Annotated in this window: 27 protein-coding genes; 4 read left to right on the forward strand and 23 right to left on the reverse strand. The window is 51.9% G+C overall.

The genetic code is table 11. The annotated features are described in order from the left end of the window. Positions 1 to 201 precede the first annotated feature (201 nt). The 3 genes from mfd to EVX52_RS02190 are packed head-to-tail and all read left to right on the forward strand — an operon-like array spanning position 202 to position 5,235. Entirely contained in the window at positions 202 to 3,645 is a 3,444-nt protein-coding gene (mfd, locus tag EVX52_RS02180) for a transcription-repair coupling factor (protein ID WP_129990510.1), read from the forward strand. A gap of 26 nt (positions 3,646 to 3,671) precedes the next feature. After that, positions 3,672 to 4,286, forward strand: a complete 615-nt coding sequence (locus EVX52_RS02185; protein WP_129990511.1) for an NTP transferase domain-containing protein — start codon at positions 3,672 to 3,674, stop codon at positions 4,284 to 4,286. Beyond that, on the forward strand, positions 4,273 to 5,235 hold the full coding sequence (locus tag EVX52_RS02190; RefSeq protein WP_129951818.1) for an XdhC family protein: 963 nt from the start codon (positions 4,273 to 4,275) through the stop codon (positions 5,233 to 5,235). The genes EVX52_RS02185 and EVX52_RS02190 overlap by 14 nt, the downstream gene beginning before the upstream one ends. Before the next feature lie 60 nt (positions 5,236 to 5,295). Here EVX52_RS02190 and EVX52_RS02195 read toward each other — a convergent pair whose 3' ends face one another. From EVX52_RS02195 to yceD, 22 genes are all read right to left on the reverse strand, one after another. After that, positions 5,296 to 5,832, reverse strand: coding sequence for a glycine zipper 2TM domain-containing protein (locus tag EVX52_RS02195; protein ID WP_129951819.1), 537 nt, complete (start codon positions 5,830 to 5,832; stop codon positions 5,296 to 5,298). A 341-nt stretch (positions 5,833 to 6,173) separates the two neighbouring features. Then, positions 6,174 to 7,478 (reverse strand): NAD(P)/FAD-dependent oxidoreductase, encoded by a 1,305-nt coding sequence (locus tag EVX52_RS02200; protein WP_129990512.1) that lies wholly within the window; start codon positions 7,476 to 7,478, stop codon positions 6,174 to 6,176. Positions 7,479 to 7,790: 312 nt separating this feature from the next. Next, positions 7,791 to 8,333, reverse strand: a complete 543-nt coding sequence (gene ycfP, locus EVX52_RS02205; protein ID WP_129951821.1) for an alpha/beta hydrolase YcfP — start codon at positions 8,331 to 8,333, stop codon at positions 7,791 to 7,793. 52 nt (positions 8,334 to 8,385) lie between these two features. Then, a complete protein-coding gene (gene nagZ / locus EVX52_RS02210) occupies positions 8,386 to 9,414 on the reverse strand; it encodes a beta-N-acetylhexosaminidase (RefSeq protein ID WP_129952139.1) in 1,029 nt (342 codons plus the stop codon). A 47-nt stretch (positions 9,415 to 9,461) separates the two neighbouring features. Then, on the reverse strand, positions 9,462 to 10,292 hold the full coding sequence (locus tag EVX52_RS02215; RefSeq protein ID WP_240782811.1) for a phosphotransferase: 831 nt from the start codon (positions 10,290 to 10,292) through the stop codon (positions 9,462 to 9,464). Between the two features lie 10 nt (positions 10,293 to 10,302). Next, entirely contained in the window at positions 10,303 to 10,905 is a 603-nt protein-coding gene (gene lpoB, locus EVX52_RS02220) for a penicillin-binding protein activator LpoB (protein ID WP_129951823.1), read from the reverse strand. Between the two features lie 21 nt (positions 10,906 to 10,926). Beyond that, positions 10,927 to 11,295, reverse strand: coding sequence for a YcfL family protein (locus EVX52_RS02225; protein WP_129951824.1), 369 nt, complete (start codon positions 11,293 to 11,295; stop codon positions 10,927 to 10,929). Positions 11,296 to 11,303: 8 nt separating this feature from the next. After that, entirely contained in the window at positions 11,304 to 11,657 is a 354-nt protein-coding gene (hinT, locus tag EVX52_RS02230; RefSeq protein ID WP_129951825.1) for a purine nucleoside phosphoramidase, read from the reverse strand. A 187-nt stretch (positions 11,658 to 11,844) separates the two neighbouring features. Further along, the gene (gene ptsG / locus EVX52_RS02235) at positions 11,845 to 13,278 is read right to left on the reverse strand and encodes a PTS glucose transporter subunit IIBC (protein WP_129951826.1); all 1,434 of its coding nucleotides are present in this window, start codon (positions 13,276 to 13,278) and stop codon (positions 11,845 to 11,847) included. 331 nt (positions 13,279 to 13,609) lie between these two features. After that, positions 13,610 to 14,410, reverse strand: a complete 801-nt coding sequence (locus tag EVX52_RS02240; protein ID WP_129990513.1) for a metal-dependent hydrolase — start codon at positions 14,408 to 14,410, stop codon at positions 13,610 to 13,612. Positions 14,411 to 14,448: 38 nt separating this feature from the next. Beyond that, entirely contained in the window at positions 14,449 to 15,468 is a 1,020-nt protein-coding gene (gene holB / locus EVX52_RS02245; RefSeq protein ID WP_129951828.1) for a DNA polymerase III subunit delta', read from the reverse strand. Next, on the reverse strand, positions 15,465 to 16,115 hold the full coding sequence (gene tmk / locus EVX52_RS02250) for a dTMP kinase (RefSeq protein ID WP_129951829.1): 651 nt from the start codon (positions 16,113 to 16,115) through the stop codon (positions 15,465 to 15,467). The genes holB and tmk overlap by 4 nt, the downstream gene beginning before the upstream one ends. Next, complete coding sequence (gene mltG / locus EVX52_RS02255) at positions 16,105 to 17,130, reverse strand: endolytic transglycosylase MltG (protein WP_129951830.1); 1,026 nt, start codon at positions 17,128 to 17,130, stop codon at positions 16,105 to 16,107. The genes tmk and mltG overlap by 11 nt, the downstream gene beginning before the upstream one ends. Positions 17,131 to 17,145: 15 nt before the next feature. Continuing rightward, entirely contained in the window at positions 17,146 to 17,946 is an 801-nt protein-coding gene (gene pabC / locus EVX52_RS02260) for an aminodeoxychorismate lyase (RefSeq protein WP_370278307.1), read from the reverse strand. Between the two features lie 213 nt (positions 17,947 to 18,159). After that, positions 18,160 to 19,401, reverse strand: a complete 1,242-nt coding sequence (gene fabF / locus EVX52_RS02265; RefSeq protein ID WP_129951832.1) for a beta-ketoacyl-ACP synthase II — start codon at positions 19,399 to 19,401, stop codon at positions 18,160 to 18,162. A 101-nt stretch (positions 19,402 to 19,502) separates the two neighbouring features. Next, complete coding sequence (gene acpP, locus EVX52_RS02270) at positions 19,503 to 19,739, reverse strand: acyl carrier protein (RefSeq protein WP_015690190.1); 237 nt, start codon at positions 19,737 to 19,739, stop codon at positions 19,503 to 19,505. 153 nt (positions 19,740 to 19,892) lie between these two features. Further along, positions 19,893 to 20,627 carry a 3-oxoacyl-ACP reductase FabG gene (fabG, locus tag EVX52_RS02275; protein ID WP_013576245.1) on the reverse strand — a complete coding sequence of 245 codons (735 nt, stop codon included), beginning with the start codon at positions 20,625 to 20,627 and terminating at the stop codon, positions 19,893 to 19,895. A 13-nt stretch (positions 20,628 to 20,640) separates the two neighbouring features. After that, on the reverse strand, positions 20,641 to 21,570 hold the full coding sequence (gene fabD, locus EVX52_RS02280; RefSeq protein WP_129990514.1) for an ACP S-malonyltransferase: 930 nt from the start codon (positions 21,568 to 21,570) through the stop codon (positions 20,641 to 20,643). Between the two features lie 18 nt (positions 21,571 to 21,588). Continuing rightward, positions 21,589 to 22,542 carry a beta-ketoacyl-ACP synthase III gene (locus EVX52_RS02285; protein ID WP_129951834.1) on the reverse strand — a complete coding sequence of 318 codons (954 nt, stop codon included), beginning with the start codon at positions 22,540 to 22,542 and terminating at the stop codon, positions 21,589 to 21,591. A gap of 6 nt (positions 22,543 to 22,548) precedes the next feature. Continuing rightward, on the reverse strand, positions 22,549 to 23,583 hold the full coding sequence (plsX, locus tag EVX52_RS02290; RefSeq protein ID WP_129951835.1) for a phosphate acyltransferase PlsX: 1,035 nt from the start codon (positions 23,581 to 23,583) through the stop codon (positions 22,549 to 22,551). Between the two features lie 48 nt (positions 23,584 to 23,631). Further along, the gene (rpmF, locus tag EVX52_RS02295) at positions 23,632 to 23,799 is read right to left on the reverse strand and encodes a 50S ribosomal protein L32 (protein ID WP_013576249.1); all 168 of its coding nucleotides are present in this window, start codon (positions 23,797 to 23,799) and stop codon (positions 23,632 to 23,634) included. 12 nt (positions 23,800 to 23,811) lie between these two features. Continuing rightward, the gene (gene yceD, locus EVX52_RS02300) at positions 23,812 to 24,336 is read right to left on the reverse strand and encodes a 23S rRNA accumulation protein YceD (protein ID WP_013576250.1); all 525 of its coding nucleotides are present in this window, start codon (positions 24,334 to 24,336) and stop codon (positions 23,812 to 23,814) included. 142 nt (positions 24,337 to 24,478) lie between these two features. Here yceD and EVX52_RS02305 point away from each other — a divergent pair, with 142 nt between their 5' ends. Continuing rightward, positions 24,479 to 25,072, forward strand: coding sequence for a nucleoside triphosphate pyrophosphatase (locus EVX52_RS02305; protein WP_129990515.1), 594 nt, complete (start codon positions 24,479 to 24,481; stop codon positions 25,070 to 25,072). A gap of 48 nt (positions 25,073 to 25,120) precedes the next feature. Here the strand turns inward: EVX52_RS02305 and rluC are convergent, their stop codons facing one another. Further along, complete coding sequence (gene rluC / locus EVX52_RS02310; protein ID WP_129951837.1) at positions 25,121 to 26,083, reverse strand: 23S rRNA pseudouridine(955/2504/2580) synthase RluC; 963 nt, start codon at positions 26,081 to 26,083, stop codon at positions 25,121 to 25,123. Positions 26,084 to 26,474: the final 391 nt, after the last annotated feature.

Here is a 26,474-nt window from a genome sequence, read left to right on the forward strand (position 1 = left end):
TGGCGCAGACTAAAGTGATCAAGGATAATAAAGGCTAGCACCGCTTTATGGAACCATTAACCCAAAGTAATCGGTTTAACTTTGTGACGCCGTTGACCCTTTTATACCGTCAACGGGTTGACCGCGATTACTTCTGCAAAGCAAGATACGGTCTGCTAATTGGCCTCCGACAGCCGCCAAAACGAGAACTCAAAACAGCCTATGCCTCAAGATTATCGTTATTCGTTGCCTGAACGTCCGGGCGACACCCGCCTGTTAGGCCAGCTTACGGGCTCCGCCTGTGCGCTGGAATGTGCACAAATCAGTGAACGCCATACAGGCCCGGTTCTGCTGATTGCCCCTGATATGCAAAATGCCCTGCGCCTGCGCGATGAAATTCAACAGTTTACTGATAACAAAGTCCTGAGTATTGCGGACTGGGAAACGCTGCCTTACGACAGTTTTTCACCACATCAGGAAATTATTTCTTCCCGTCTTTCCAGTTTGTATCAGCTTCCAGCTATGAAGCGCGGCATCATTATTTTGCCGGTGAATACGCTGATGCAGCGAGTCTGCCCGCACGAATTCCTGCACGGCCACGCACTGGTGATGAAGAAAGGTCAGCAGCTCTCGCGGGATAAACTGCGTGCACAGCTGGAACAGGCCGGTTATCGCAGTGTGGATCAGGTGATGGAGCACGGTGAATTTGCGACCCGTGGCGCCCTGCTTGATTTGTATCCGATGGGTAGCGAAGAACCCTATCGTATTGATTTTTTTGACGATGAAATCGACAGCCTGCGCATTTTTGATGTGGACAGTCAGCGCACGCTGACTGAAGTCGAACACATCAATCTGCTGCCTGCCCACGAATTTCCAACCGATAAAAATGCCATCGAGTTGTTCCGCAGCCAGTGGCGCGAGAAATTTGAAGTGCGCCGCGATGCAGAACACGTTTATCAGCAGGTCAGCAAAGGAACCTTTCCTGCCGGCATCGAATACTGGCAACCGTTGTTTTTCAGCCAGCCGCTGACCACACTGTTTAGCTATTTACCGGAAAACACACTGGTGCTGAATACCGGCGATCTGGAAGCCTCTGCCGAGCGCTTCTGGCTGGACGCCTGCCAGCGTTACGAAAGCCGCCGCGTTGATCCGATGCGTCCGCTGCTTGAACCGGAAAACCTGTGGCTGCGCGTGGAGTCGCTTTATACCGAGCTTAAAGCCTGGCCACGTATTCAGTTGCGTACTGATTCACTGCCGAAAAAAGCTGCCAACACCAATCTGAGTTACGAAAAACTGCCCGATTTATCCGTTCAGCCCCAGAACAAAGCGCCGATGGATAATTTGCGGCGCTTCAATGAATCCTTTGCCGGCAGCCTGGTATTCTCCGTAGAAAGCGAAGGCCGCCGCGAAACGCTTCAGGATTTGCTGGCGCGCATCAAACTGATGCCAACGCTGATCACCCGCATTGAACAAGCCGAAACCGCCGGTCGTTACATCATGATTGGTGCCTCTGAACGCGGTTTTCTCGATGCCGGTAAACAGCTGGCACTGATCTGCGAAAGCGATTTGCTCGGTGAACGCGTGGCGCGCCGCCGTCAGGACAGCCGCCGGTCAATCAATACCGATACACTGATCCGTAACCTCGCCGAGCTGCGACCCGGCCAACCGGTGGTACACGTTGAGCATGGCGTGGGGCGTTATCTCGGGCTGACGACGCTGGAAACTGGCGGTATTACTGCCGAATACCTGATCCTGACCTACGCCGGTGAAGACAAACTTTATGTACCGGTGTCATCGCTGCATCTCATCAGCCGCTATGCCGGTGGCGCAGATGAGAGCGCGCCGCTGCATAAACTCGGTGGTGAAGCCTGGTCGAAAGCGCGGCAGAAAGCGGCGGAGAAAGTGCGCGACGTCGCCGCTGAACTGCTGGATATCTATGCCCAGCGCGAAGCCAAAAGTGGTTTCGCATTTAAACACGACAAAGAACAGTATCAGTTGTTCTGTCAGGCTTTCCCGTTTGAAACCACACCTGATCAGGCACAGGCCATTAATGCTGTACTGACTGACATGACCCAGCCGCTGGCGATGGACCGGCTGGTCTGCGGCGACGTCGGTTTCGGTAAAACCGAAGTGGCGATGCGCGCGGCTTTCCTTGCGGTATCCAACAATAAGCAGGTGGCTGTTCTGGTACCCACCACGCTGCTGGCACAACAGCACTTTGATAATTTCCGCGATCGTTTCGCCAGCTGGCCGGTGCGTATTGAAATGATGTCCCGTTTCCGCAGTGCGAAAGAGCAAAATGCGGTGCTGGAAGACGCAGTAGAAGGCAAAGTCGATATTATTATCGGTACGCACAAACTGCTGCAAAGTGACCTGCGCTGGAAAGATCTGGGGTTGTTAATTGTTGATGAAGAACACCGTTTCGGCGTGCGTCATAAAGAGCGCATCAAGGCGATGCGTGCCGACGTGGATATTCTGACCCTGACCGCAACGCCTATCCCGCGTACGCTGAACATGGCAATGAGTGGCATGCGCGACCTGTCGATTATCGCCACGCCGCCTGCGCGACGTATGGCGGTCAAAACCTTTGTGCGCGAATACGACAGCCTGGTGGTGCGCGAGGCAATCCTGCGTGAAATTCTGCGCGGCGGGCAGGTTTATTATCTTTACAACGATGTGGAGAATATCGAAAAAGCCTCGCAGCGGCTGGCGGAACTGGTCCCGGAAGCTCGCATTGCTATCGGTCACGGCCAGATGCGTGAACGCGACCTCGAACGTGTGATGAATGATTTCCACCATCAACGTTTCAACGTCCTGGTGTGTACCACTATCATCGAAACCGGTATTGATATCCCGACCGCCAATACTATTATTATTGAGCGTGCAGACCACTTTGGTCTGGCACAGCTGCATCAGCTGCGGGGTCGTGTGGGCCGCTCACACCATCAGGCGTATGCATATCTGCTGACGCCGCCGCCGAAAGCGATGTCGACGGACGCACATAAGCGTCTCGAAGCCATTGCCTCGCTGGAAGATCTGGGTGCCGGTTTTGCGCTGGCGACGCACGACCTTGAAATCCGCGGTGCAGGCGAACTGCTCGGTGAAGGCCAGAGTGGCCAGATGACCAGCATCGGTTTCTCGCTGTATATGGAGTTGCTGGAAAACGCTGTCGACGCGTTGAAAGAAGGCCGCGAGCCGTCGCTGGAGGATTTAACCACCAGCCAGACCGAAGTTGAAATGCGCATGCCTGCGTTGCTGCCGGAAGATTTCATTCCTGATGTGAATACGCGCCTGTCGTTATATAAACGTATCGCCAGTGCGAAAACAGAGGGAGAGCTGGATGAACTGCGCGTTGAGCTGATTGACCGTTTCGGCACCTTGCCGGACGGTGCGCGCAATCTGTTGCAGATTGCCGTACTGCGCCTGAAAGCCAAAGAGCTGGGCATCCGGCGTATTGAAGGTAATGAGCGCGGCGGATTCATTGAGTTTGGCGATAAGAACCGTGTCGATCCGGGCTTTCTGATTGGTCTGTTACAGAAACAACCGCAAGTTTATCGTCTGGACGGCCCGGCAAAACTGAAATTTATGTTAGATCTGACTGATCGTCCGAAACGGCTGAAGTTTGTCGGTGACATGCTGGGTGAGTTTACAGAACATCTGATCTGAAAATGAACAAGAGGAAGTCATGCAAAATGGCAGGTATTATTCTTCTCGCCGCGGGTACGGGGAGCCGGTTTATCGCCGCCGGTGGTGAAGGAAATAAACTGAATGCACGCCTGCAAAAGACAGCAGGAAACGTTGTCACTGTTTTTGAGGCAACGTTGCGTCAGGCGTGCGCGAGCCGGTTGCCGGTACATGTGATCACCCGCCCTGAAAACCGGCCGGTTCAGGCATGTTGTTTGCGTGAGGGAATACCGTTCACGCTCATCAGCAGCGCCGGCACCGGAGAATCCATAGCCGCGGGTGTGCATGCTACGGCGGGCTGGGACGGCTGGCTGATCCATCTGGCCGATATGCCTTTTGTCACCGCTGAAGTTTTCACCGCCGTGGCGGATCGCCTGCGCCAGGAGATGATCGTACGCCCGTACTGGCAAAATGAACCGGGGCATCCTGTCGGTTTTGCCCAGCCAATGCGTGAAAAACTTCGGCTCTTACGCGGTGACAACGGCGCACGTGAACTGCTCCGCAGCCATCGTATGTTGCGCCTGGATTTCAACCATCCTGCCGTAATCACAGATATTGATATTCCGGCGCAACTTTCCCCGCCCCTGTTTATTTCAAACCTAAATCAGCATGCAGCATCTTGATAATGAAGTTATTTCCCAGGCCATAACATGGCTGGCACATCAGCCAGTATGGCTTTGCACCGTGCTCAACACGTACGGTTCGTCTCCGCGCGCGCCGGGCGCTCTGATGGCGGCGACACGCGACGGGCATTTTTGCGGATCGCTTTCCGGCGGTTGTGTCGAAGAGGATTTTTTACAGCGTATTGCCGCGGGTGAATACCGGCAACCGAGCCAGATCGTGCACTATGGCGAAGGAGGACTGACGCCCGACATTGCGTTGCCGTGCGGCGGTTCGCTGGACGTGCTGGTCGAATATTTACCGGCGACTGCCGGTAATGCCGGTTATCTGCAACGTATGGGAATGGCGCTTGCCGGGCATTATGCGCTCAGCAAATCCATCACGCCGCCTGCCGCCTGTGATCATCTGGCACCCGCTGAGTATTATCATGCGACGCAAATCATGCGCGACGGCAATTGCATCACGCTGCATCTGGCAGCACCCCCAAGGTTATTGATCGCCGGTCTGTCGGGTGTGGCACTTTACTGCGCCGATTTTGCCTGCGCCCTGGGCTTTGAAGTCGTGGTTTGCGAATGCCGGGACGACGTGCTGGAAAATTTCTTACCGAGACTGAAATCAGATATCCGGCTGGAAAGACAGTTCCCGGCAAAATATCTCGAACAGCAAAACTGCCATGCGAATACTGCGATTGTGGCGCTGACCCACGATCCGCGAATGGATGACCTGACACTGATGGAAGCGGTGAATACACCCGCGTTTTACATCGGCGCGATGGGGTCGCAGCTCAACAGCGCACGACGCCGTGAGCGTCTGCAAAGCATCGCTGATTTCAGTGAGGAAGATTTTTCCCGCCTGCATGCGCCGGTAGGATTACACATCGGCAGCAAGACCCCTGCGGAAATTGCACTGGCGGTCATGGCGGATATCGTCAAACACAAAAATGGTCTGTAAGCGGTATAAAAAAAGCCTGAGGTTCGCCTCAGGCTTTCATTTCTCACCGCTACCGCGTGTTTATGAACGGGTAAGTTGCAGCTGACCGCTTTTATCCAGCGGAATTTGTGTGCCCGGATCGTGGTCCATACGCACTTTCCCTTGCTGATCGCCTATTTTATAGGTCACATCATAGCCGAGCATTTTATCTTCTTTGTCATACACGGTTTTACAGCGCTGCTGTTGCGTGGTGTAGGTGTCATTATCCTGCATGCTGCTCTGCACACGGTTACCCGCATAGCCACCACCCAGTGCACCGGCTACTGTAGCAACATCACGTCCTCGACCGCCACCAAACTGGTGACCCAATACGCCACCGGCAACAGCCCCGAGTACGGAACCGGCAATCTGGTGCTCATCCTGTACAGGACGGCGGTGAGTGACTGTCACATTACGACATTCCTGACGTGGGGTTTTTGTGGTCTCTTTGATTGGCGTTGCGCTGACAACCTGCGCATATTGCGGGCCAGACGAAAAGACGTTCATGCTCGCGACGCCAGCAATGCCCAACGCCGCAGCCACACCAATACCGACCCCAGCTAACATTGACTTGTTCACAGGACTTCCTCCGAAAATGTTACCACGCAATTCGTACCCTCCCGGGACGCTCCTCAGCGAACAGCCCTATATCTGAGGTCCGGCGTGCGTGAATCGCCGTCTGTAAACTTATCGTCAAGTCTGCCCACCCAAACGTAAGCAAACAATAAGACGAACTCTGTAAGTGAGGAAAATGACCTGTCCCGTGAAGTGTTTCGGAGGATTCTTAGCTGACAACATAAAGAGGTCGTGATCGTATGCGTGTGGAGAAAGGATTACGCAGCAAATAGAAAAGCCTGCGGTAAACAGGCTTTTTAGGTGTGTCACGATTTCGCTGCTATCCCTAAGAGGGATGACCGGAATCAATGCAGTTTAAGACGCGGGCGGATTACCCGGTTAATACCACCGACCAGCATCATCAGACCGGTTTTAATGTAACCGTGCAACGCAATCTGGTGCATGCGGTACAGCGAGATATAAACCAGCCTCGCCAGTCGGCCTTCGACCATCATGGAGCCTCGCATCAGATTACCCATCAGGCTGCCGACAGTGCTAAAGCGTGACAAAGACACCAGCGAGCCATGGTCTTTATAGACGTAAGGTTTCAGGCCCTGCCCCTTGCGCTGCGCCATAATATTGGCGAAGCAACGGGACGCCATCTGGTGTGCAGATTGCGCACGTGGTGGCACAAAACCCCCCGCAGGTTGCGGGCAGGAAGCACAGTCGCCAATCGCGTAGATGTTCGGATCACGCGTGGTTTGCAACGTCGGCTCAACCACCAGCTGATTAATCCGGTTGGTTTCCAGGCCCGCGATCTCTTTCATGAAATCAGGGGCTTTAATCCCGGCGGCCCAGACCATCAGGTCTGCTTCGATGAACTCGCCGGACTTGGTGTTCAGGCCATTTTTATCAGCACTGGTGACCATCGTTTGTGTCAGAACCTGCACACCCAGTTTGGTCAGCTCATGGTGCGCCGCCGCAGAAATACGCGGAGGTAAGGCAGGCAGAATGCGTTCACCGGCTTCCACCAGCGTGACATTCAGCGCTTCGCTGTCCAGCCCTTCAAAACCATAGCTGTGCAGTTCTTTTACCGCATTGTGCAACTCGGCAGACAATTCAACGCCGGTTGCCCCGCCCCCCACAATGGTGATATTCACCTTCTTCTGTTTATCGGAACTGGCAGAGAATTTGAGGAAAAGGTTCAGCATTTCGTTATGGAAACGGTGTGCCTGATGCGGGTTATCCAGGAAGATGCAGTGATCTTTGACGCCCGGTGTACCAAAGTCATTAGAGGTGCTGCCCAGCGCCATCACCAGTGTGTCGTACGCGATATCACGCACCGGCACCAGTAATTCGCCGTTCTCGTCGCAAATTTCAGCCAGTTTGATGGTCTGGTTTTCGCGGTCAATGTCGGTCAGTGAACCGATCTGGAAAGTGAAACCGTGGTTACGGGCATGAGCCAGATAGCTCAGCGCATCGACGCCATCATCCAGACTGCCGGTCGCCACTTCATGTAATAAAGGTTTCCATAGATGGCTGTGGTTGCGATCGACCAGAATGATCTCCGCTTTTTTGTTGCGGCCAAGTTTATGGCCCAGACTGGTTGCCAGTTCCAGACCGCCGGCGCCACCGCCGATAATCACAATTTTTTCCACTGGTGATGTCAAAATGACCCCCTCAAATGTGAACCAATTGTTATATAAGAGTAAAAATATTATCCTTATATTACATAGGGTTGCTTAAGTTAAATCGGTATCTGAGACGGAGGATATCACGCGTGGTGATTTGGTCATACCAAAATTGATATAGGTCAATTTAAATTCAATTGGATAATTTAATTTAGGAAAATGGCACGCGTTTTGCCATTTTTAAATCAGCAAGTTAGAGACAGAACCGGCAGAAAACGGTTCATGGCCGGCGAAGGGTATAAATGAAAAACCACTGCGCGAAGGCAGTGGTTTCAGAAACGACAGGTTAAATCAGGCGATATTTTTGAATGCTTTAATCCGTTGCAGATGCGTCGATATATCTTTGAATTTATGGCTCTGATGCTCGTCCCATTCAACCGGATAATAGTGATGCAATTTCTCAGCCGTTTTGCTGCTGTCGAGTACACCGTCTTCACGGGATAAAATCACCAGGCAGCGGTCACGGTTTTTCTCGCGGAAATCACTGATGCACTTGGTGGCGATGTCTTCATACTCTTCAGGGCGGTCGATTTTTCCGGCCATATTATCCTGCGGTGACAAATTCGGGTTGAACATCACCTGACGGATCCCACACAGGAATCCGATGCGCTCAGCCCAGAAGGCTCCAAGCCCGACGCCGCAAATCAGCGCGTTTGTGTCCGTCGTTTCATGCAGGACTTTATCCACTTCTTTGAGCAAATGTTGCATGTCATGACGCGGGTGGAGCGTGCTGTAGCTGATGAAGCGCACGTCCGGATCAATGAACTGTAACTGCAAAACTTTTTCATGGTTACCGGGACTGGTTGAATCGAAGCCATGCAAATAGATAATCATCGTTTACCTCATCCTGAATGTGCGTTGACCCCTTCACGCGGTCGAAAAAACGTTACAGGGCTGCCTGTTTGTGTTCCTGCCAGCGGGCATCGAGTGTGGTCAGATCACGGTTTGCCTCTTTCCAGCGACTTGAATTTTGCAGATCCTGACGGGCCTGTTTTCCACTGTACAGTCCGCGATGATACAACTGCGTAACACGCTCAGCGTTGACCGGGGACAGGTTATCCAGCACGCTCACCGCGCCTTGCCGGTTATTACAGGCAAGGATCATGTCACAGCCCGCATCCAGCGAGGCCTGTGCCCGTTCGGGATAACTCCCCATAATGGCCGCGCCTTCCATTGATATATCATCGGAGAAGATCACGCCGTTGAAATTCAGCTCTTTGCGCAGAATTTCCTGTAACCAGTATGGTGAACCACTGGCCGGGCGCGGATCGGCCTGGGTATAAATCACATGTGCAGGCATCACCGCATCCAGCAATTTACGTTCGTTAAGCTGGCGGAAGATAGCCATGTCGTGCTGACGGATAACCTCCAGCGGACGATCGTCACGCGGTGTTTCTTTATGGGAATCTGCGCTGACGGCACCGTGGCCCGGGAAATGCTTACCGGTGGTTTTCATACCGGCGGAATGCATGCCGAGAATATACTGCTCAGCCATTTCCAGCGCTTTACGGGGTTCTGCGTGGAACGACCGCTCACCGATAGCTGCGCTGATATGCCCGATATCCAGTACAGGCGCAAAGCTGATGTCGATATCCATCACAATCATTTCTGATGCCATCAGCCAGCCGCTTTCCTGCGCCAGGCGTCCCGCTTCGTGCGCTTCGTTGAGCGCTGCAAAAGATTGCGCGGCAGGCAAACGGGTAAAACCTTCACGAAAACGCTGTACGCGCCCGCCTTCCTGATCGACGGCCAGCACCAATCTGTCGTGCGACGCGGCACGGATCTGGCGGATCAGTTCATGCAACTGATCGACATCATGATAATTCCGGGTGAATAAAATCAGCCCACCCACCAGCGGGTGCTGCAAAATTTCACGTTCTTCAGCATCCAGCGCGTAGCCAGCGACATCCAGCATGACAGGTCCCAACAAAATGGACGCTCCTTTTCTTTTTCATATGATCATCACGGGCGCAACGGGTGCGCCCATTCACTGTATTGATTCTCGCCGGTCTGCTGCCAGCGCACTTCAAACCACATCAGCATCAGGTAGTTGACCCAGGGGATCCAGCGGTTAACCTGCTGCTGCAACAGGGACAGGTTCTGATACCCGCCAGCCTTTACGTACTCGTACAGGAACGCCCTTTTTTGCTGCTCGTTCCAGTCGTTGCCGCGAATAAGCGCCGCCAGCTCCAGTGCAATATCCGCATTCGCCGCGTACTCCCAGTCAATCAGGCGCAGCCCCTGCGGCGTATTCAGCACATTTCCCGCGTGAATATCCATATGTACCAGCGCCAGTTTCAGCGGTGACGGCGGAACCTGCGACAACATCTGGTGGTGTAAACGCAACCAGCGTGGCGTCAGCCTGCGCCTGTCGATATGTTGCCAGTAACGGGCAAATTGCTGCTGTAAATCCAGCCGGTAACCCGACGGCGGCAACTGATGTAACGTCACGAGACGTTCGCATAAGGCGTTGCGCACTGAAGCGTCAGTGAATGCCTGTTCCTCCAGCGGTGTTCCGTCAACCCAGTCGACTATCAGCCATGGCGGAGAATAAAGTCTGACACGCGGACCTAATTTATGCCGCGCGATATGCCGCAAAATCGCAGATTCACGCTGGCGGTCAGCGCCCGAAACTTGCCGCTGAGCAGACTGATGCCGTGCCAGAAAGTCGCCGGCAGGGGAACTTATTTTCCAGCTTTCGCCGGTCAGGCCGGCAACCGGTAATAAACGAAAACCGGCGGTTTTCACCGCCGGATAATGTTGTTCAATCAGTTGCTGTAGTTCGGATTGCACAAGCCCGGCGTTAATTCTGAACGGCACCGCGGCCTGACCAGACGATTTCACCGCTCGGTGCGGTAAGCAGACGCATCGACATGGTTGGCGCTTTGACATCGCCGCTCACCGTGCTGTAAAGGACATATTGCGCTTTCACGATGTTTGCCAGGCCGATGGCCTTGCTGACAGAAGCCAGGCTGTCGTCCGGCGATAATCCCAGTGACTGTTTGGCCGAAGCCAGTTGCCCGGCAGGCACTACCTGGAAGGTGGTGTTGTTGGCCAGTGCATTACGCAATGCATCGGTAGCTTTTGCCATTTGCAGGGAACCGTTGGTGCTGTTTTTCACCCCGTCCACCAGCAGCACGCTGCCCGGCTGCACACCACCGGATTTCAGCATCTTCGCGAGCATTGGCTCGACGGTTGCGGTCCAGTCGATATTGGCAAATTTAGGCGGCTGCGGGACCGGCTGGATCTGTGGTTGTTCAGGAACAGGCGGGTTCACCGGTGGCAACGGTTGCTGAGGCTGTTGCGGTTGTTCAGGCTGCTGTGGCTGGGTTTGTTGCTGGTTTGGCAACGTACAACCGCCAAGGATCAATGCGGCCATTGCCACAATGAGGAAATACTTTTTCATCAACCTTCTCCGTACAGAAAATTAAAGATAAAGGTAAATACGCACACTGTACGCATCAAGATTACCGTTCAGGGAACTGACGTCCACGCTGCTGTTCGCAGGAACAGTAATGGTTCTGGCCTCGGCGACCGGGAATAAATCCAGCCCCTGTTTATCATACCAATAGAAACGGTAATGCAGGGTGACAGAGTGTGGCTGGTTGTTATTCAACGTGGTGGTGGCTTTTTTCTGCCCGCCGGAATCAGACACGGATGGTGAACTTGGGATGATGCCCGCCGTCAGAACGGGGGACTCCATGACCACTCTTTGCTGATTATTCAGCGCAATAGTGGGCGTGCTGCTACAGCCAATCAATAAAATTACCGGCAATAACGCCATCAGAAAACGCATGTTTACCCTTACTGACGCGACAGCAATGGACCCAGTGCACGGCCACCGACCAGATGCATATGGATATGATAAACCTCCTGACCGCCGTCACGGTTGCAGTTGACGATCAGGCGATAACCGCTTTCGGCGATACCTTCCTGTTCAGCAATTTTTGCCGCCACCGTCATCATTCTGCCCAGTGCCGCTTCATGCGTTTCATCAACGTCATTCATTGTCGGGATCAGAATATTCGGGATAATCAGAATGTGGCTAGGTGCCTGAGGAGAAATGTCGCGAAACGCAGTGACAAGTTCATCCTGATAAACCACATCAGCAGGGATTTCACGGCGAATGATTTTGCTAAAAATTGTCTCTTCGGCCATCTTAACTGTCCTTAACAAAGTAAAAAGCGTTGTACGCAGTATGGGTTAGAATTTCCATTCCTTTCAACCTGATTACGCGTTTTGATGCTTAATTGACGCAGAAAGCGTCAGCCAGCGCTCCGCTGAATCGCAGACATAAAAAAAGGAGGCCGCAGCCTCCCTTCTCAGAACCAGTCATTGCTCACCATTAATGGCTACGCATGTACTCGTCCATGTCGGTTTTCAGGTTGTCAGACTTGGTACCGAAAATCGCCTGAACACCAGAACCTGCAACAACCACACCTGCCGCACCCAGTTTTTTCAGGCCAGCCTGATCCACTTTGGAGACATCCGCGACACTGACACGCAGACGGGTGATACAGGCATCAAGGTTTGTGATGTTTTCTTTGCCGCCGAAAGCCTGAACCAGAGAGGCAGACATTTCAGAACCGCCCTGCGCTGTGGTTTCGCTGGTGGTATCTTCGCGGCCAGGTGTTTTCAGATCCAGTTTCGCAATCAGGAAACGGAAGATGCTGTAGTAAACCACCGCATAGACTGCACCAACGATTGGGAACAGCCAGATTTTGCTGCTGTTACCGCTCAGAACGATAAAGTCGATCAGACCGTGCGAGAAGCTGGTACCGTCACGCATGCCCAACAGAATACAGATTGGGAATGCCAGACCGGCCAGAATCGCGTGGATCACGTACAGGATCGGCGCAACGAACATAAAGGAGAATTCGATTGGCTCGGTGATACCGGTCAGGAACGCAGTCAGGGCAGCGGAAATCATAATGCCGCCGACTTTTGCACGGTTTTCAGGTTTCGCTGAATGCCAGATTGCTACCGCAGCAGCAGGCAGACCGTACATTTTGAACAGGAAGCCACCGGACAGTTTACCCGCAGTCGGGTCACCCGCCATGTAACGTGGGATATCGCCGTGGAACACCTGACCTGCAGAGTTCACGTACTCACCGATTTGCATCTGGAATGGAACGTTCCAGATATGGTGCAGACCAAACGGTACCAGCGCACGTTCAACCACGCCGTAGATACCGAATGCCACCACCGGGTTCTGGTAAGCAGCCCATTGTGAGAAGGTCTGGATACCTGTACCGATTGGCGGCCAGATAAAGGAAAGCACCACACCCAGGATAATTGCAGCCAGACCAGAGATGATCGGAACAAAACGTTTACCGGCAAAGAAGCCCAGGTATTCCGGCAATTTGATACGGTAGAAACGATTGAACATGTATGCCGCAATCGCACCCGAGATGATACCGCCCAGTACACCGGTATCAGCCAGATGCTTGGCCGCAATTTCTTCAGCGGGCAGATGCAGAACCAGTGGTGCAACAACCGCCATGGTTTTCACCATGATGCCGTATGCCACAACGGATGCCAGTGCAGAAACACCGTCATTGTTAGTGAAGCCTAAGGCAACACCGATAGCAAAGATCAGAGGCATGTTAGCGAAGACTGAACCACCGGCTTCGGCCATAACATGAGAAACGATCATTGGAAGCCAGCTAAAGTTTGCAGAACCGACACCAAGCAGGATACCTGCGATTGGCAGTACGGATACTGGCAGCATTAGCGATTTACCGACCTTTTGAAGGTTTGCAAACGCGTTCTTAAACATAATTGATTGTGCTCCTGAGTAATGATGCTTTTTGATACTTCTTGCGGTTTAGCCTGATAACTCACCGCTTTGCAAAAGTGTTGTGAACCTTTTGCTGCCGGGTGTCTGAGCACCCCTTTTAATTTTTACGCAGGGTAAAATAATTCCCTTTGTTAATGTTTGATGGCAGTCACGTTTTTCTGAAAAATGCATTAAGAGCGTCTTAAAAGCCATCATTTAACAACATAAAATCTGAATAAAAGCCTGCGGAACCGCCAAAAACGGTGCCAAGATACCTCATTAACAGGATTAATTACGAGGTGAAAAATAAATACAGGGAATATGACCTGGCCTAACGCGAGATCAAAGTGGAGGAGTCGATGTGAAATAAGTGTGAAAAGTTTGCTGTAGTCGCTTCGGCAAGCCGTTCCACGCTGACGCCCTTGAGGACGGCCATATATTCGGCAACGTCACGCACATAAGCTGGCTGGTTTTCCTTTCCGCGATGCGGCACCGGTGCCAGATACGGCGAATCGGTTTCCACCAGCAAACGATCCAGCGGGACATAGCGTGCCACCTCCCGTAACGCTTCTGCATTACGGAAAGTCACAATGCCGGAGAAAGAGATATAAAAACCCAGATCCAGCAGAAACTCAGCGGTCGGTAAATCTTCGGTGAAACAGTGCAGCACGCCACCACATTCCCCGGCTTTCTCTTCTTTTAGAATATCCAGCGTATCCTGTCGGGCATCGCGTGTATGCACAATCACCGGCTTGTTCAGTTCACGGCCAATGCGGATATGCTCCCGGAAAGAGTCCTGCTGTAACTTCAGCTGAAGAGCCTCTTTCTGATAAAAATAATCCAGACCGGTTTCACCCATCGCCACCACTTTTGGACTGGCCGCCAGCTCACGCAATGTATTGAAATCATAACCATCATCAATATTTAACGGGTGAACACCGCAGGAAAATGCCACCTCCGGGCGATCACCAATCAGCTGCGTCATCGACTGATAGCCTGGCAATGTTGTTGCGACAGCCAGCATAAACTTCACATCACGTTCGCGGGCTTTTTCCAGCACGCTGTCCACGCCGGAATGCAATTCGTTGTAATCCAGGCTGTCGAGATGACAGTGGGAATCGACTAAAAACATAATTATTAACTCGTCGGTCTGTTAAAGATAAAAAAATATCAGCGCGATAGTGCGGAACTGAAAATAGACGGGGAAACTGTCCCCTGAAGCATTTGTTCCCATTCCAGCAATTGTTCTGTCAGCAACAGTTCGCGGTTTATCCCCACGATGGAAAGTAATTGCTGACGGCAGTGCATCCATGCTGTAACCGACTGTTGCAGAGAGGCGTTAGTCTGTGCATCCGCCAGCAAGGTAATCAGCGGTTGTTGATCATGATTGATGATGTACTGCCCGGCATGTTGCTGCCATTTGATAGCATCGAGCAATAACGTCGCCAACCAATACAGGCGTTCGGCGGCATCGTCATGATTAAGCTGGGGCAACAGAGAAAGCATATCCTGCTGCTGGCACTGCACATAAAGCTGCTGGCAAAGCGCTACGCGTTGTTTCCAGCGCTCCGGCTGCAACAACTGAATCGCCGATAATGGTCCGCCGTTGGTCAGACGCAAAGCGGTTTTAATCGCGACCGGATCTGCACTGAGCTGGCGATTGATCCAACGCACCGCCAGTGTTTCTTCGGGCACCGGCAGATGCCAGTAGAAGCAACGACTGCGGATCGTCGCCAGTAAGGCCGAAGGCTCACGGCAACCAAGCAGGAAATAGGTACCTGCCGGCGGCTCTTCGAGCGTTTTCAACAAGGCATTGGCCGCCGCTTCAGTCAGCATTTCCGTCTGCGGGATCCACACAACTTTTGCACCGCCCTGCTGTGAATAGTTGTACAACGTTTCAATAAGCTGACGCACAGGGTCGATGCCCAGTGAGCTTTTGCCCTTTTCAGGCTGAAGAATATGCCAGTCAGGATGGTTTCCGGCAATCATCAGCTGGCAGCTATGGCAGGTCCCGCAGCTTTTTTCGCCGTCTTTATGCTGGCAAAGCAGCCAGCGACTCAGGCCATACACCAGCGCCTCATCGCCTAACCCCGTAGCCACGTGCATCAGCAAAGCGTGATGCCCCCGCCCCGTCTGGTATTGTGCAACCAGTTTTCTGTACGGGTCACTGAGCCACGGATACCAGTTCATGAGGCGTTGCCTTGTAAAGCCTGCTCATCGAACCAATTTTTCAACGTCAGCCTGATAGCGGCAGTGACCTGTTCAATGGATTGTGAGGCATCAATAGTTTTGATGCGATTGTCTTCAGCGGCCAGTTCGAGATAACGCCTGCGTGTACGCTCAAAGAAAGGCAAAGCTTCCTGCTCAATGCGATCCAGTTCTCCCCGGGCACGGGCGCGTTGCAGGCCGACAGCCGGAGGCAGATCAAGATACAGCGTCAGATCAGGTCGGAAATCGCCCAGGACAGTATCGCGCAACGAACTCATCAGATTAGCGTCAATCCCACGACCGCCCCCCTGATAAGCCTGTGAAGAGAGATCATGACGGTCACCGACAACCCAGGCCCCACGTGCCAGAGCAGGTAAAATAACCGTTTCAACCAGCTGAACACGGGCCGCATAAAGCATCAGTACTTCTGCTTTCACGGTAGGTTTTTCGCCATCAACGCCACGTTTGAATAAATCGCGTAATTTTTCAGCAAGCGGCGTTCCCCCCGGTTCACGGGTGAACACGATTTCCTCCACGCCGTGCTGACGCAGAGCATCGACGACCACATCGTGAGCCGTCGTTTTCCCTGCCCCTTCAAGGCCTTCAATCACGATGAAGTTACTTTTCATTCTTATTCTTAAGCGCCTCTATGTACACACGAACCGCCTTGTTATGGTTCTCAAGATTCGTGCTAAAAGTATGCCCGCCTTTGCCGTCAGCGACAAAATAAAGATACGGTGTTTTGGCCGGATGCGCGGCCGCCTGCAGTGAGGCTTCGCTCGGCATCGCAATGGGCGACGGCGGCAGGCCAGTGATCACATAGGTATTGTACGGGGTTGGCGTTTCCAGATCTTTCTTCGTAATGTTGCCGGTGTATTTATCACCCATTCCGTAAATCACCGTCGGATCGGTTTGCAGTCGCATCCCTATACGTAAACGGTTGATAAATACTGACGCGACCTCAGGGCGTTCATCTTTCACTGCGGTTTCTTTTTCGATAATCGACGCCATGGTAACCATATCAGCAGGCGTTTTATACGGCAGAGAATCCATGCGACCTTTCCAGATATCCGCCACCGTTTTTTCCATCCGTACATGCGCACGTTTGAGTAACGATAAATCTGTCATACCCGCCGTGTAATGGTAGGTATCGGGATACAGCCAGCCTTCAACGTTTTTAGTCTCCGTTTCGCCCAGCGCGGCGGCAATGTCTTCGCCACTTTTACCGCTGAGTTCATGTTTCAGATACTCTGATTTATCCAGAACCTTCATCCAGTCGCTGAGCTTAAAACCCTCGACAAAACGCACGCTGAATTGTGCCTCTTTACCGCTTCTCAACAGTTCAAGCATCTGACGAACTGTCATGCCTTTTTCAAAACGGTAGGTACCGGCTTTAAACTCACTCAGCGCCGGCTCTAAACGCAATAACCACGGAAACCACGGGTTAGGTTTCATCAGTTTTTTATCGATCAGCAGTGTTTCCAGCACCACGCGGCCCGTACCCGCTGGCAGGGTAAAGATCATTTCACTGCTGACATTGATCGGGCGATCCGCAAACTGTTTTACTTTCTGATAGGCAAACGTCGCCAGCCCTAACAGAATCAGGACAATCAGGGCGAAGATTTTGGTCTTTTTGTTTGTCATTGTTTAATCACTTTTTTAACAGTTCTGGAGCAGGAAATCGTACAAACGCCGTGAAGCGTAATATTGATTATCGATCTGATTCACCGGCAGTACCGGCATCAGGGCGTTACAAATCAGGATCTCATCGGCATCTGATAGCGTGCCCGGCGGCTCACTGACTATGTGCACCCCCCGGGGGGATGTCGCTTCAAGTACGCGGATGAGATGCTGACGCATAATACCGTCAACGCCTGACTGCGATAAATCCGGTGTAAAAACCTGATTTCCCTTACGCCAGAATAAATTAGCGGCACAGCATTCCACCAGGCAGCCCGAAGTGTCAACCACCAGCGCTTCATTAGCCTCTGTCTGGTCAAGATGCATGCGGATCATCACCTGTTCCAGCCGGTTAAGATGTTTTATGCCGGCCAGCAAGGGAGCCTTGCTCAGTGTTACCGGGCTTAGGGCCAGTTTCACGCCCTGTTTCCGCCATGCGTGATAATGCACCGGGTAAGCAGAAACAGAGACAATGCGCGTCGGCGCAGAACAACCGGCGACGCTGTAACCACGGCCGCCCTGCCCGCGCGTCACAACGGCTTTAACCACTGCCTCTTGCTGCTGTCCGGCAGCCAGAACCATTTCCTGTTCCAGCGCCGCCCAGTCCACACCCTCGATACGCAGTACCGACGCTGCACGCTGCAGACGGTCAATGTGCCTGGACAGAAATTCAATTACACCGTCTGACACCCGGGCTGTGGTAAAGCAACCATCACCAAACTGCACTGAACGGTCACTGGCCGGCAACGTCGCGGCCGCCACACCGTTAATCCACATGATTACTTCCTCCGGATCTCATGGTCATGCTTGACTGCAGAGCCTGCGTGAGCCGGTCTGTCGCATCAAGGAGAGCATTCTTACTTTATCGTATTGAAACGCGCTGCCAGCAGGAACAGGCATCCCGTTTACGCATTGTTGTATTCAGGCGTCGCTTTTATTCAGACAGCAAAAAGGCCCGATTAACGGGCCTTCACAAACACAGCGTGTGCCGGTTCAGATCTTACGGAACACCAGCGAACCATTGGTACCGCCGAAACCAAATGAGTTACACAGCGAATACTGCATATCTTTCACCTGGCGCGCTTCGTGAGGAACAAAATCCAGATCACAACCGTCATCCGGATTATCCAGATTGATGGTCGGTGGAACCATCTGGTCGCGTAATGCCAGTAAAGTGAAAATGGACTCCACTGCACCGGCCGCACCTAACAGATGACCAGTCATCGACTTGGTGGAGCTGACCATAACTTTTTGCGCATCGGCACCAAAGACGGCTTTAACTGCCTGTGCTTCAGCTTTATCACCCGCCGCCGTCGACGTACCATGCGCATTGATATAACCAATCTGCGCTGCAGAAACACCCGCATCACGCAGTGCGTTTTCCATCGCCAGTGCCGCACCCGCGCCATCTTCAGGCGGTGATGTCATATGATAAGCATCACTGCTCATGCCAAAACCGACAATTTCCGCATACATTTTTGCGCCGCGTTTGCGGGCATGCTCGTACTCCTCCAGCACCATAATACCTGCGCCGTCACCCAGTACGAAACCATCACGATCTTTATCCCACGGACGGCTTGCCGCCTGGGGGTTGTCATTGCGCGTAGAAAGCGCACGTGCTGCACCGAATCCCCCAACACCTAACGGTGTACTGGCTTTTTCAGCACCGCCTGCCAGCATCACGTCGGCATCGTTATAGGCGATGATACGTGCTGCATGACCAATATTATGCACACCAGAAGTACAGGCTGTTGCGATAGAAATACTCGGTCCACGCAACCCGAACATGATACTCAAATGACCTGCAATCATGTTGACGATAGTTGATGGCACGAAGAAAGGACTAATTTTGCGCGGTCCGCCGTTAACCAATGAGGAATGGTTTTCTTCAATCAGACCAAGTCCGCCGATACCGGAACCGATCGCCGCACCAATGCGTGTCGCGTTCTCAGCAGTCACTTCAAGCCCGGAGTCTTGCATCGCCTGAATACCGGCAGTAATACCATACTGAATAAAGGCATCCATCTTGCGGGCATCTTTTCGCGGGATGAAGTCTTCACAGTTAAAATCTTTTACTAAGCCAGCAAAACGCGTTGCGTAGGCACTAGTATCAAAATGGTCGATCAGGCTGATGCCACTCTGACCGGCAAGGAGAGCGTTCCAAGTGGACTCTACAGTATTGCCGACAGGAGACAGCATGCCCAGTCCAGTCACTACAACTCGACGCTTAGACACGTGTGTCCTCCAGGGAGGGAAAAAAGTAGTAATACCGTGGGATATAAAAAACTTAGGCGGTCAAATGACCGCCTAACTATCTAAACTTAAAGCATGTACGCTTACTGTTGGCTAGCGTTGATAAAATCAATTGCTGCCTGAACAGTAGTGATTTTTTCAGCTTCTTCGTCAGGGATCTCGGTATCAAACTCTTCTTCCAGAGCCATAACCAGCTCAACGGTGTCGAGAGAATCAGCGCCAAGGTCGTCTACGAAAGATGCAGCATTCACTACTTCTTCCTGTTTAACACCCAGCTGTTCAACGATGATTTTCTTAACGCGTTCTTCGATAGTGCTCATACTCTTAAATTTCCTATCAAAACTCGCTTTCGCGATGGTTTTCGTAGTGTATAAAATGTTGAAAAAGATGCAACTAAATCCAGGCTGGTCAAACCACGAATTTGCTCTATTTTGCGGTTTTTACCGCAAAAAACGCAAATAATTTCGTAATTTTTAAATCATATACATGCCGCCATTGACATGTAATGTTTCACCCGTGATGTAGCTGGCCTCGTCAGAGGCTAAAAAAGCAACGGCGCTGGCAATTTCTTTGGCATCGCCCAACCGGTTGGCTGGAACTGATGACAAAATGCCTGCGCGTTGATCATCTGTCAACGCCCTTGTCATATCCGTCTCAATAAAGCCGGGAGCGACGACGTTGACAGTAATGCCACGTGAAGCGACCTCACGTGCCAAAGACTTACTAAAACCAATCAAGCCAGCTTTAGCCGCCGCGTAGTTCGCCTGCCCTGCGTTACCCATGGTGCCAACAACGGAACCAATTGTAATAATCCGTCCACACCGTTTCTTCATCATAGCTCGCATGACAGCTTTTGACAGCCGAAACACTGAAGTCAGGTTCGTATCCAGGATATCCTGCCACTCATCATCCTTCATACGCATGAGAAGGTTATCACGGGTGATGCCGGCATTATTAACTAAAATATCAATTTCGCCAAATTCAGCTCGAATCGTCGCCAATACTTGCTCAATAGATGCAGAATCAACCACATTGAGCATGATACCCTTGCCATTTTCGCCTAAATATTCGCCAATCGCTTCCGCACCTTTCTCGCTGGTCGCAGTACCGATCACTTTTGCGCCACCAGCAACCAGCTTTTCTGCGATTGCGCGGCCAATACCACGGCTGGCACCGGTCACCAGTGCAATTTTGCCTTCGAAGCTCATATTCATCCTCTTATTACTGCTCAAGCGCCGCTGCCAGACTTGCCGTGTCATTCACAGCGGCAGCCGTCAGGGTGTCAACAATACGTTTGGTCAGCCCGGTCAGTACTTTACCCGGCCCCACTTCTAATAGCTTTTCTGCGCCTTGTGCTGCCATGAATTCGACAGACTCAGTCCAGCGAACCGGGCTGTATAACTGACGGACCAGCGCACTGCGGATGGCTTCAGGAGAGGTTTCGATTTTCACATCTACATTATTCACGACAGAATACTGTGGTGCGCTGAAAGTCACATTTTCAAGTGCAACCGCCAGTTTTTCAGCGGCTGGCTTCATCAGCGCACAGTGTGAAGGCACACTGACAGGCAGAGGCAGAGCACGTTTTGCGCCCGCTTCTTTACATGCCGCGCCGGCGCGTTCTACAGCTTCTTTGTTACCCGCAATCACCACCTGACCAGGCGAGTTAAAGTTCACCGGAGAAACAACCTGACCTTGTGCCGATTCTTCACAAGCTTTGGCAATGGCATCATTATCCAGACCGATGATCGCATACATCGCGCCTGTCCCCGCAGGAACGGCTTCCTGCATCAGCTTACCGCGCAGTTCAACCAGGGAAATCGCCTGTTTAAAATCCAGCACGCCGGCACAAACCAAAGCGGAATACTCGCCCAGGCTGTGGCCTGCCATCAGAACCGGCTGAGTGCCGTTCTCTTGTTGCCATACGCGCCAGATAGCGACGGAGGCCGCCAATAATGCCGGTTGCGTCTGCCAGGTTTTATTGAGTTCTTCAGCTGGCCCCTGCTGCACCAACTGCCATAAATCGTACCCCAGCGCCGAAGAAGCCTCGGCAAATGTCTCCTCAACAACCGGATGCGCAGCGGCTAAATCAGCCAGCATACCGAGTGTCTGAGAACCCTGACCAGGGAAAACTATTGCTATTTTTGTCATTTTTATCATCCTGTTAAATCAAAAACGTACCAGCGCCGAGCCCCAGGTAAAGCCACCGCCAAATGCTTCGAGCAACACTAATTGCCCCCGCTGAATTCTGCCGTCACGAACCGCTTCGTCAAATGCTGCAGGCACAGAAGCCGCAGACGTGTTCCCATGGCGATCGAGCGTGACAACGACTTTATCCATCTCCATGCCCAGCTTTTTCGCTGTTGCACTGATAATGCGCAGGTTCGCCTGATGCGGCACTAGCCAGTCAAGTTCGGAACGGTCGAGATTATTGGCCGTCAGGGTTTCATCGACAATATGCGCCAGTTCAGTCACTGCAACTTTGAAGACTTCATTACCCGCCATAGTGACATAAGCCGGTTTTTCCGGCTCTGACTGGCTAGGGTAAGCCAATGTCAGTAAATTGCCGTAATGACCATCTGCATGCATGTGAGTGGAAATAATGCCCTGCTCTTCGGACGCACCCAGCAATACTGCGCCAGCGCCATCCCCAAAGAGGATCACCGTACCGCGATCTTCCGGATCGAGTTTACGGGATAACACATCAGAACCGATTACCAGTGCGTATTTCACGGCACCGTTTTTAATGTATTGATCGGCCACGCTCAGTGCATAGGTAAAACCTGCGCATGCGGCAGCCAGATCAAACGCTGCGCAATCTTTGATGCCCAGCATATTCTGCACCTGGCAGGCTGAACTTGGGAATGCATGTGAAGATGAGGTTGTTGCAACAATGATCAAACCTACGTCACTTGTGCTGACGCCGGCCATTTCAAGTGCTTTTTCAGCAGCGTGCAGGCCCATTGTGGCCACAGTCTCATCCGGTGCAGCGATACGACGTTCACGAATACCCGTACGCGTGACAATCCACTCATCGGAGGTATCCACCATTTTTTCTAAGTCGGCATTAGTCCGAACTTGCACGGGCAAATAGCTCCCCGTACCGAGAATCTTTGTATACATGTACGATCAGTCACTCTTGGGTAATACAGCTTCAAGGCGCGCGGCAATCCGCTGAGGGACTTGCCGCTGCACCGCCTGCACAGCCTGTTCGATAGCAACAGCAAACGCACGCTGGTTTGCTCCACCGTGGCTTTTAATAACGATGCCCCGTAATCCTAACAAACATGCGCCATTATACTGGTCGGGGTTGAGATGGCTAAAACGCTTTAGCAATTTTTTCTGCAGGATCCGACCTAACCATTTCAGCCACCAGGCCTTCTTGCCACCCTCTCCCGAGGATTTTAACAGTGACAAAAACATCCTTATTACGCCTTCCATGGTCTTGAGCGTAACGTTACCTACAAAGCCGTCACACACCATCACATCCGTTTTACCGGTCAGAAGGTCGTTGCCTTCAAGATAGCCGATATAGTTGATTAATGCGGTATTTTTTAAAATCGCGGCGGCTTCGCGGATATTATCCAGCCCTTTGCTTTCCTCTTCGCCAATATTGAGCAAGGCAACACGAGGATTTGTGATCCCCACAACCTGCTCGGCCATGACAGCTCCCATCACGGCAAACTGGACCAGCATCGTGCTGTCACACTCAACGTTGGCGCCCAGGTCCAGCACCACGGTTTTACTGCGTTGCTGGTTAGGTAACACGCTCATCAAAGCGGGTCGCTCGATACCATCCAGCGGTTTGACAACCAGCTTGGCTAATCCCATCAGTGCACCGGTATTCCCGGCACTGACACACGCCTGTGCGTCACCACTTTTGATCAGTTCCAGCGCCACACGCATTGAGCTTCCTTTGCTGGCCCGTATAGCTTGCGACGCACGTAAATCGTTGGCTATCACTGATTCAGCAGGAATTATCCGAATTCGTTCTGTTAAAGAAGGATCGGCTTTGGCTAAGAAAGGTGTGATTGCGTCGGGATCGCCGACCAGAAGGAGGTCTAATTGAGAATTAGAGATCAGTGCCTGCAATGAAGCAGGCACTGTGACGGAAGGACCAAAATCTCCGCCCATTACATCTAACGCGATGGTTAGACGAGTCAAGGTATCGCCTTGCCAGCACTTATCACGTGAATAAGTTGCAGGCAAATATCAGCCGATTACCTTGCGACCGCGGTAGAAACCATCGGCAGTGATGTGGTGACGCAGGTGAGTTTCACCAGAAGTCTTGTCCACAGACAGAGTGGAAGTGGTCAGAGCATCATGTGAACGACGCATGCCACGTTTAGAACGGGTTGGTTTATTCTGTTGTACGGCCATGGACCTTACTCCTTAAGTACTTTTCTTTAAACTCGCTAATACGGCAAATGGATTGGGTTTCTCCGCCTCTTCAGGCAGTTTACCGAATACCATGTCCGCTTCGGACACTTCACAGTGTTCAGATTCATGTACCGGAACGACAGGCAGTGAAAGAATAATTTCGTCTTCAATCATTGCCAGCAGATCAACTTCGCCAAAATCATCGACTTCGATCGGCTCGTACGCTTCCGGTAATGCCTCAGCCTGTTCATCATTTTGGACAGGACTAAAACAATATGTTGTGTGAACCTGATGTTCAAACGTCTTACCGCATCTCTGGCATTCCAGAGTCACAGCAACATCGGAGTGGCCGGTAATCACAGCCAGGCGCTGATTGTCGATATTGAACGACAAAGAGGTTTGTATATCAGAATCCACACTGACCACTGATTGGGCAACACGCGTAACCTGATCAGCGGTATAGACACCTGTATAGTCTAAACGCTTCTGGGCTGTGCGAACCGCATCAAGGGTCAGGGGTAATTTTACTTTTTGCATAGGGCGCGCATATTAACTTTGTAACGACAGAGAGTCAAAGAAAAAGGCCTTAAAACCGCACCTTTCACCAATATTCGCTTCCACAGCGGCCAACAGTTTAAAATGTGCGATTCAATAACGCTACGCTTTGTGAAAAAAAATTATGTCAGCACATCCCAAAAAATTACTTCTGGCTTCAACATCGGTATACCGCAAGGCCCTTCTCGATAAAACCGGCCTGGTATTTTCCTGCGCTGCTCCGGATATTGATGAGACACCGGGTCGCGACGAAGAACCGGCAGAACTGGTGCAGCGTCTGGCTTACAGCAAAGCCAGCGTGCTTGCGGCAGTGTATCCTGAACACCTGATTATTGGTTCTGATCAGGTTTGCGTGATTGACGGAAAAATAACCGGCAAGCCGCATACGTTTGATAACGCATTCCAGCAGCTGCGCGCTGCCGGCGGGAAGACGGTGACGTTTTATACCGGCCTGAGCCTGTATGACGGCAAAACACAAACAGCACAAACTTTATGTGAAACATTTGACGTAACCTTCCGGTCATTAACTGATGAAGAAATTGCCGGTTATTTACATCGTGAACAACCTTATGACTGTGCCGGAAGTTTTAAATGTGAAGGTCTGGGAATTACGCTTTTCGACCGTCTGACAGGACGCGATCCGAACACACTGGTTGGATTGCCCCTTATTGCGCTGCTTGCTTTGTTGCGGCGGGAAGGTATCAACCCGTTGCTCTAAATCAATCAAAAAGGCGCACCCCGTGCGCCTTTGTTTACTGTTCACAACTTAACGTGCCGTTGTTTTAGCCCGTAGGACTTTCAGGCAGTGACGCAGTTTGGCATCCATCGGTGCTTCAATGCGCATCGTCTCGCCGGTATTCGGATGTTCAAACCGCAGCGCCGCTGCGTGCAGGAATAAACGATTAAGGCCGGTTCCGGACAGCCTGGCATCGAAATCACGCTCACCATAACGGTCATCAAAAGCAATCGGATGGCCGGCATGCAATGCGTGTACACGGATCTGATGGGTTCGGCCGGTCACCGGGCTGGCTTTCACCAACGTGGCAAACTCATAACGCTCTTCAATTTTAAAGCGTGTTTCTGAAGGTTTGCCTTCGGCATTCACCCGGACAACACGTTCACCGCTTTGCAGAATATTTTTCAGTAAAGGTGCTTGTACGACTTTGCAGTGTGAGGGCCATTCCCCCCGGACCAGCGCCAGATAATCCTTTTGCATGCTTTTTACACGTAATTGTTCATGTAAGGCACGCAGCGCAGAGCGTTTCTTAGCAACCAGCAGAACACCGGAAGTATCACGATCGAGACGATGTACCAGCTCCAAAAAACGGGCCTCAGGGCGGAGCGCGCGCAAACCTTCAATCACGCCAAAACTCAAGCCACTGCCACCGTGTACGGCCGTGCCGGAGGGTTTATTGAGGATCAGCAAATGCTCGTCTTCATATAAAATGCAATCCGCCAGCGCGGCGACTTTATCCAGTTTTGCGGAAACAGGCGCCTCATCACGTTCAGCAACACGAACGGGGGGGACACGCACTTCATCACCGGCAATTAATTTATATTCCGGCTTAATTCTTTTCTTATTGACCCGCACTTCACCCTTACGCACTATGCGATAGATCATGCTCTTCGGCACGCCCTTAAGGATTTTAAGTAAGAAGTTATCGATACGCTGACCGGCTTCGTCGTCAGAAATGGGGATTAATTGTACAGTTGGATTCTCAGTTTTCATGGCTCGCGATTCTAAATATCCGGCACGGTTCGCGCCACTGATTTTTATGTGCTTAACTTTCACTTTACCAGTAACTGCGCCGGAAAACCTTCTTACTCCCTCTGTTTTTTAACAAAGCTCAGGTTCTGACAATGCGGCGCATCTCTCATTGAGGTAAATATCTTACCTGCTTGGGAAAAGTCACCTTGCTATCACAGTGCCTGCAATGGAATAATGAAGTTACTTTCGGCGTTGTTTCTCTTAAGTTAGGGAAAACGCAGGAATTATAGATTTGCCTGATCGCACAAAAACGCAGCAATGGCGTAAGACGTAATGTGAAATCAAGCAATTAGCGGGCTGCGGGTTGCAGCTTGGCCGGCGAACGGAATGAGATCTGTTAACGTAAATTCAG

The sequence above is a fragment of the Rahnella sp. CFA14(1/10) genome (assembly GCF_004195095.1).
GTDB classification, from domain to species: domain Bacteria; phylum Pseudomonadota; class Gammaproteobacteria; order Enterobacterales; family Enterobacteriaceae; genus Rahnella; species Rahnella perminowiae.

What these genes read in the sequence shown, in the direction of transcription:
- fabD (WP_129990514.1), bottom strand. Translation starts at nt 21,570, where the DNA reads ATGACAAAAATAGCAATAGTTTTCCCTGGTCAGGGTTCTCAGACACTC.
- mltG (WP_129951830.1), bottom strand. Translation starts at nt 17,130, where the DNA reads ATGACAAACAAAAAGACCAAAATCTTCGCCCTGATTGTCCTGATTCTG.
- acpP (WP_015690190.1), bottom strand. Translation starts at nt 19,739, where the DNA reads ATGAGCACTATCGAAGAACGCGTTAAGAAAATCATCGTTGAACAGCTG.
- EVX52_RS02185 (WP_129990511.1), top strand. Translation starts at nt 3,672, where the DNA reads ATGGCAGGTATTATTCTTCTCGCCGCGGGTACGGGGAGCCGGTTTATC.
- holB (WP_129951828.1), bottom strand. Translation starts at nt 15,468, where the DNA reads ATGAACTGGTATCCGTGGCTCAGTGACCCGTACAGAAAACTGGTTGCA.
- fabG (WP_013576245.1), bottom strand. Translation starts at nt 20,627, where the DNA reads ATGAGCTTCGAAGGCAAAATTGCACTGGTGACCGGTGCCAGCCGTGGT.
- ycfP (WP_129951821.1), bottom strand. Translation starts at nt 8,333, where the DNA reads ATGATTATCTATTTGCATGGCTTCGATTCAACCAGTCCCGGTAACCAT.
- hinT (WP_129951825.1), bottom strand. Translation starts at nt 11,657, where the DNA reads ATGGCCGAAGAGACAATTTTTAGCAAAATCATTCGCCGTGAAATCCCT.
- ptsG (WP_129951826.1), bottom strand. Translation starts at nt 13,278, where the DNA reads ATGTTTAAGAACGCGTTTGCAAACCTTCAAAAGGTCGGTAAATCGCTA.
- EVX52_RS02225 (WP_129951824.1), bottom strand. Translation starts at nt 11,295, where the DNA reads ATGCGTTTTCTGATGGCGTTATTGCCGGTAATTTTATTGATTGGCTGT.
- EVX52_RS02190 (WP_129951818.1), top strand. Translation starts at nt 4,273, where the DNA reads ATGCAGCATCTTGATAATGAAGTTATTTCCCAGGCCATAACATGGCTG.
- rluC (WP_129951837.1), bottom strand. Translation starts at nt 26,083, where the DNA reads ATGAAAACTGAGAATCCAACTGTACAATTAATCCCCATTTCTGACGAC.
- EVX52_RS02285 (WP_129951834.1), bottom strand. Translation starts at nt 22,542, where the DNA reads ATGTATACAAAGATTCTCGGTACGGGGAGCTATTTGCCCGTGCAAGTT.
- EVX52_RS02240 (WP_129990513.1), bottom strand. Translation starts at nt 14,410, where the DNA reads ATGTTTTTAGTCGATTCCCACTGTCATCTCGACAGCCTGGATTACAAC.
- lpoB (WP_129951823.1), bottom strand. Translation starts at nt 10,905, where the DNA reads ATGAAAAAGTATTTCCTCATTGTGGCAATGGCCGCATTGATCCTTGGC.
- nagZ (WP_129952139.1), bottom strand. Translation starts at nt 9,414, where the DNA reads ATGCTGGATGTCGCTGGCTACGCGCTGGATGCTGAAGAACGTGAAATT.
- tmk (WP_129951829.1), bottom strand. Translation starts at nt 16,115, where the DNA reads ATGAAAAGTAACTTCATCGTGATTGAAGGCCTTGAAGGGGCAGGGAAA.
- mfd (WP_129990510.1), top strand. Translation starts at nt 202, where the DNA reads ATGCCTCAAGATTATCGTTATTCGTTGCCTGAACGTCCGGGCGACACC.
- EVX52_RS02305 (WP_129990515.1), top strand. Translation starts at nt 24,479, where the DNA reads ATGTCAGCACATCCCAAAAAATTACTTCTGGCTTCAACATCGGTATAC.
- rpmF (WP_013576249.1), bottom strand. Translation starts at nt 23,799, where the DNA reads ATGGCCGTACAACAGAATAAACCAACCCGTTCTAAACGTGGCATGCGT.
- yceD (WP_013576250.1), bottom strand. Translation starts at nt 24,336, where the DNA reads ATGCAAAAAGTAAAATTACCCCTGACCCTTGATGCGGTTCGCACAGCC.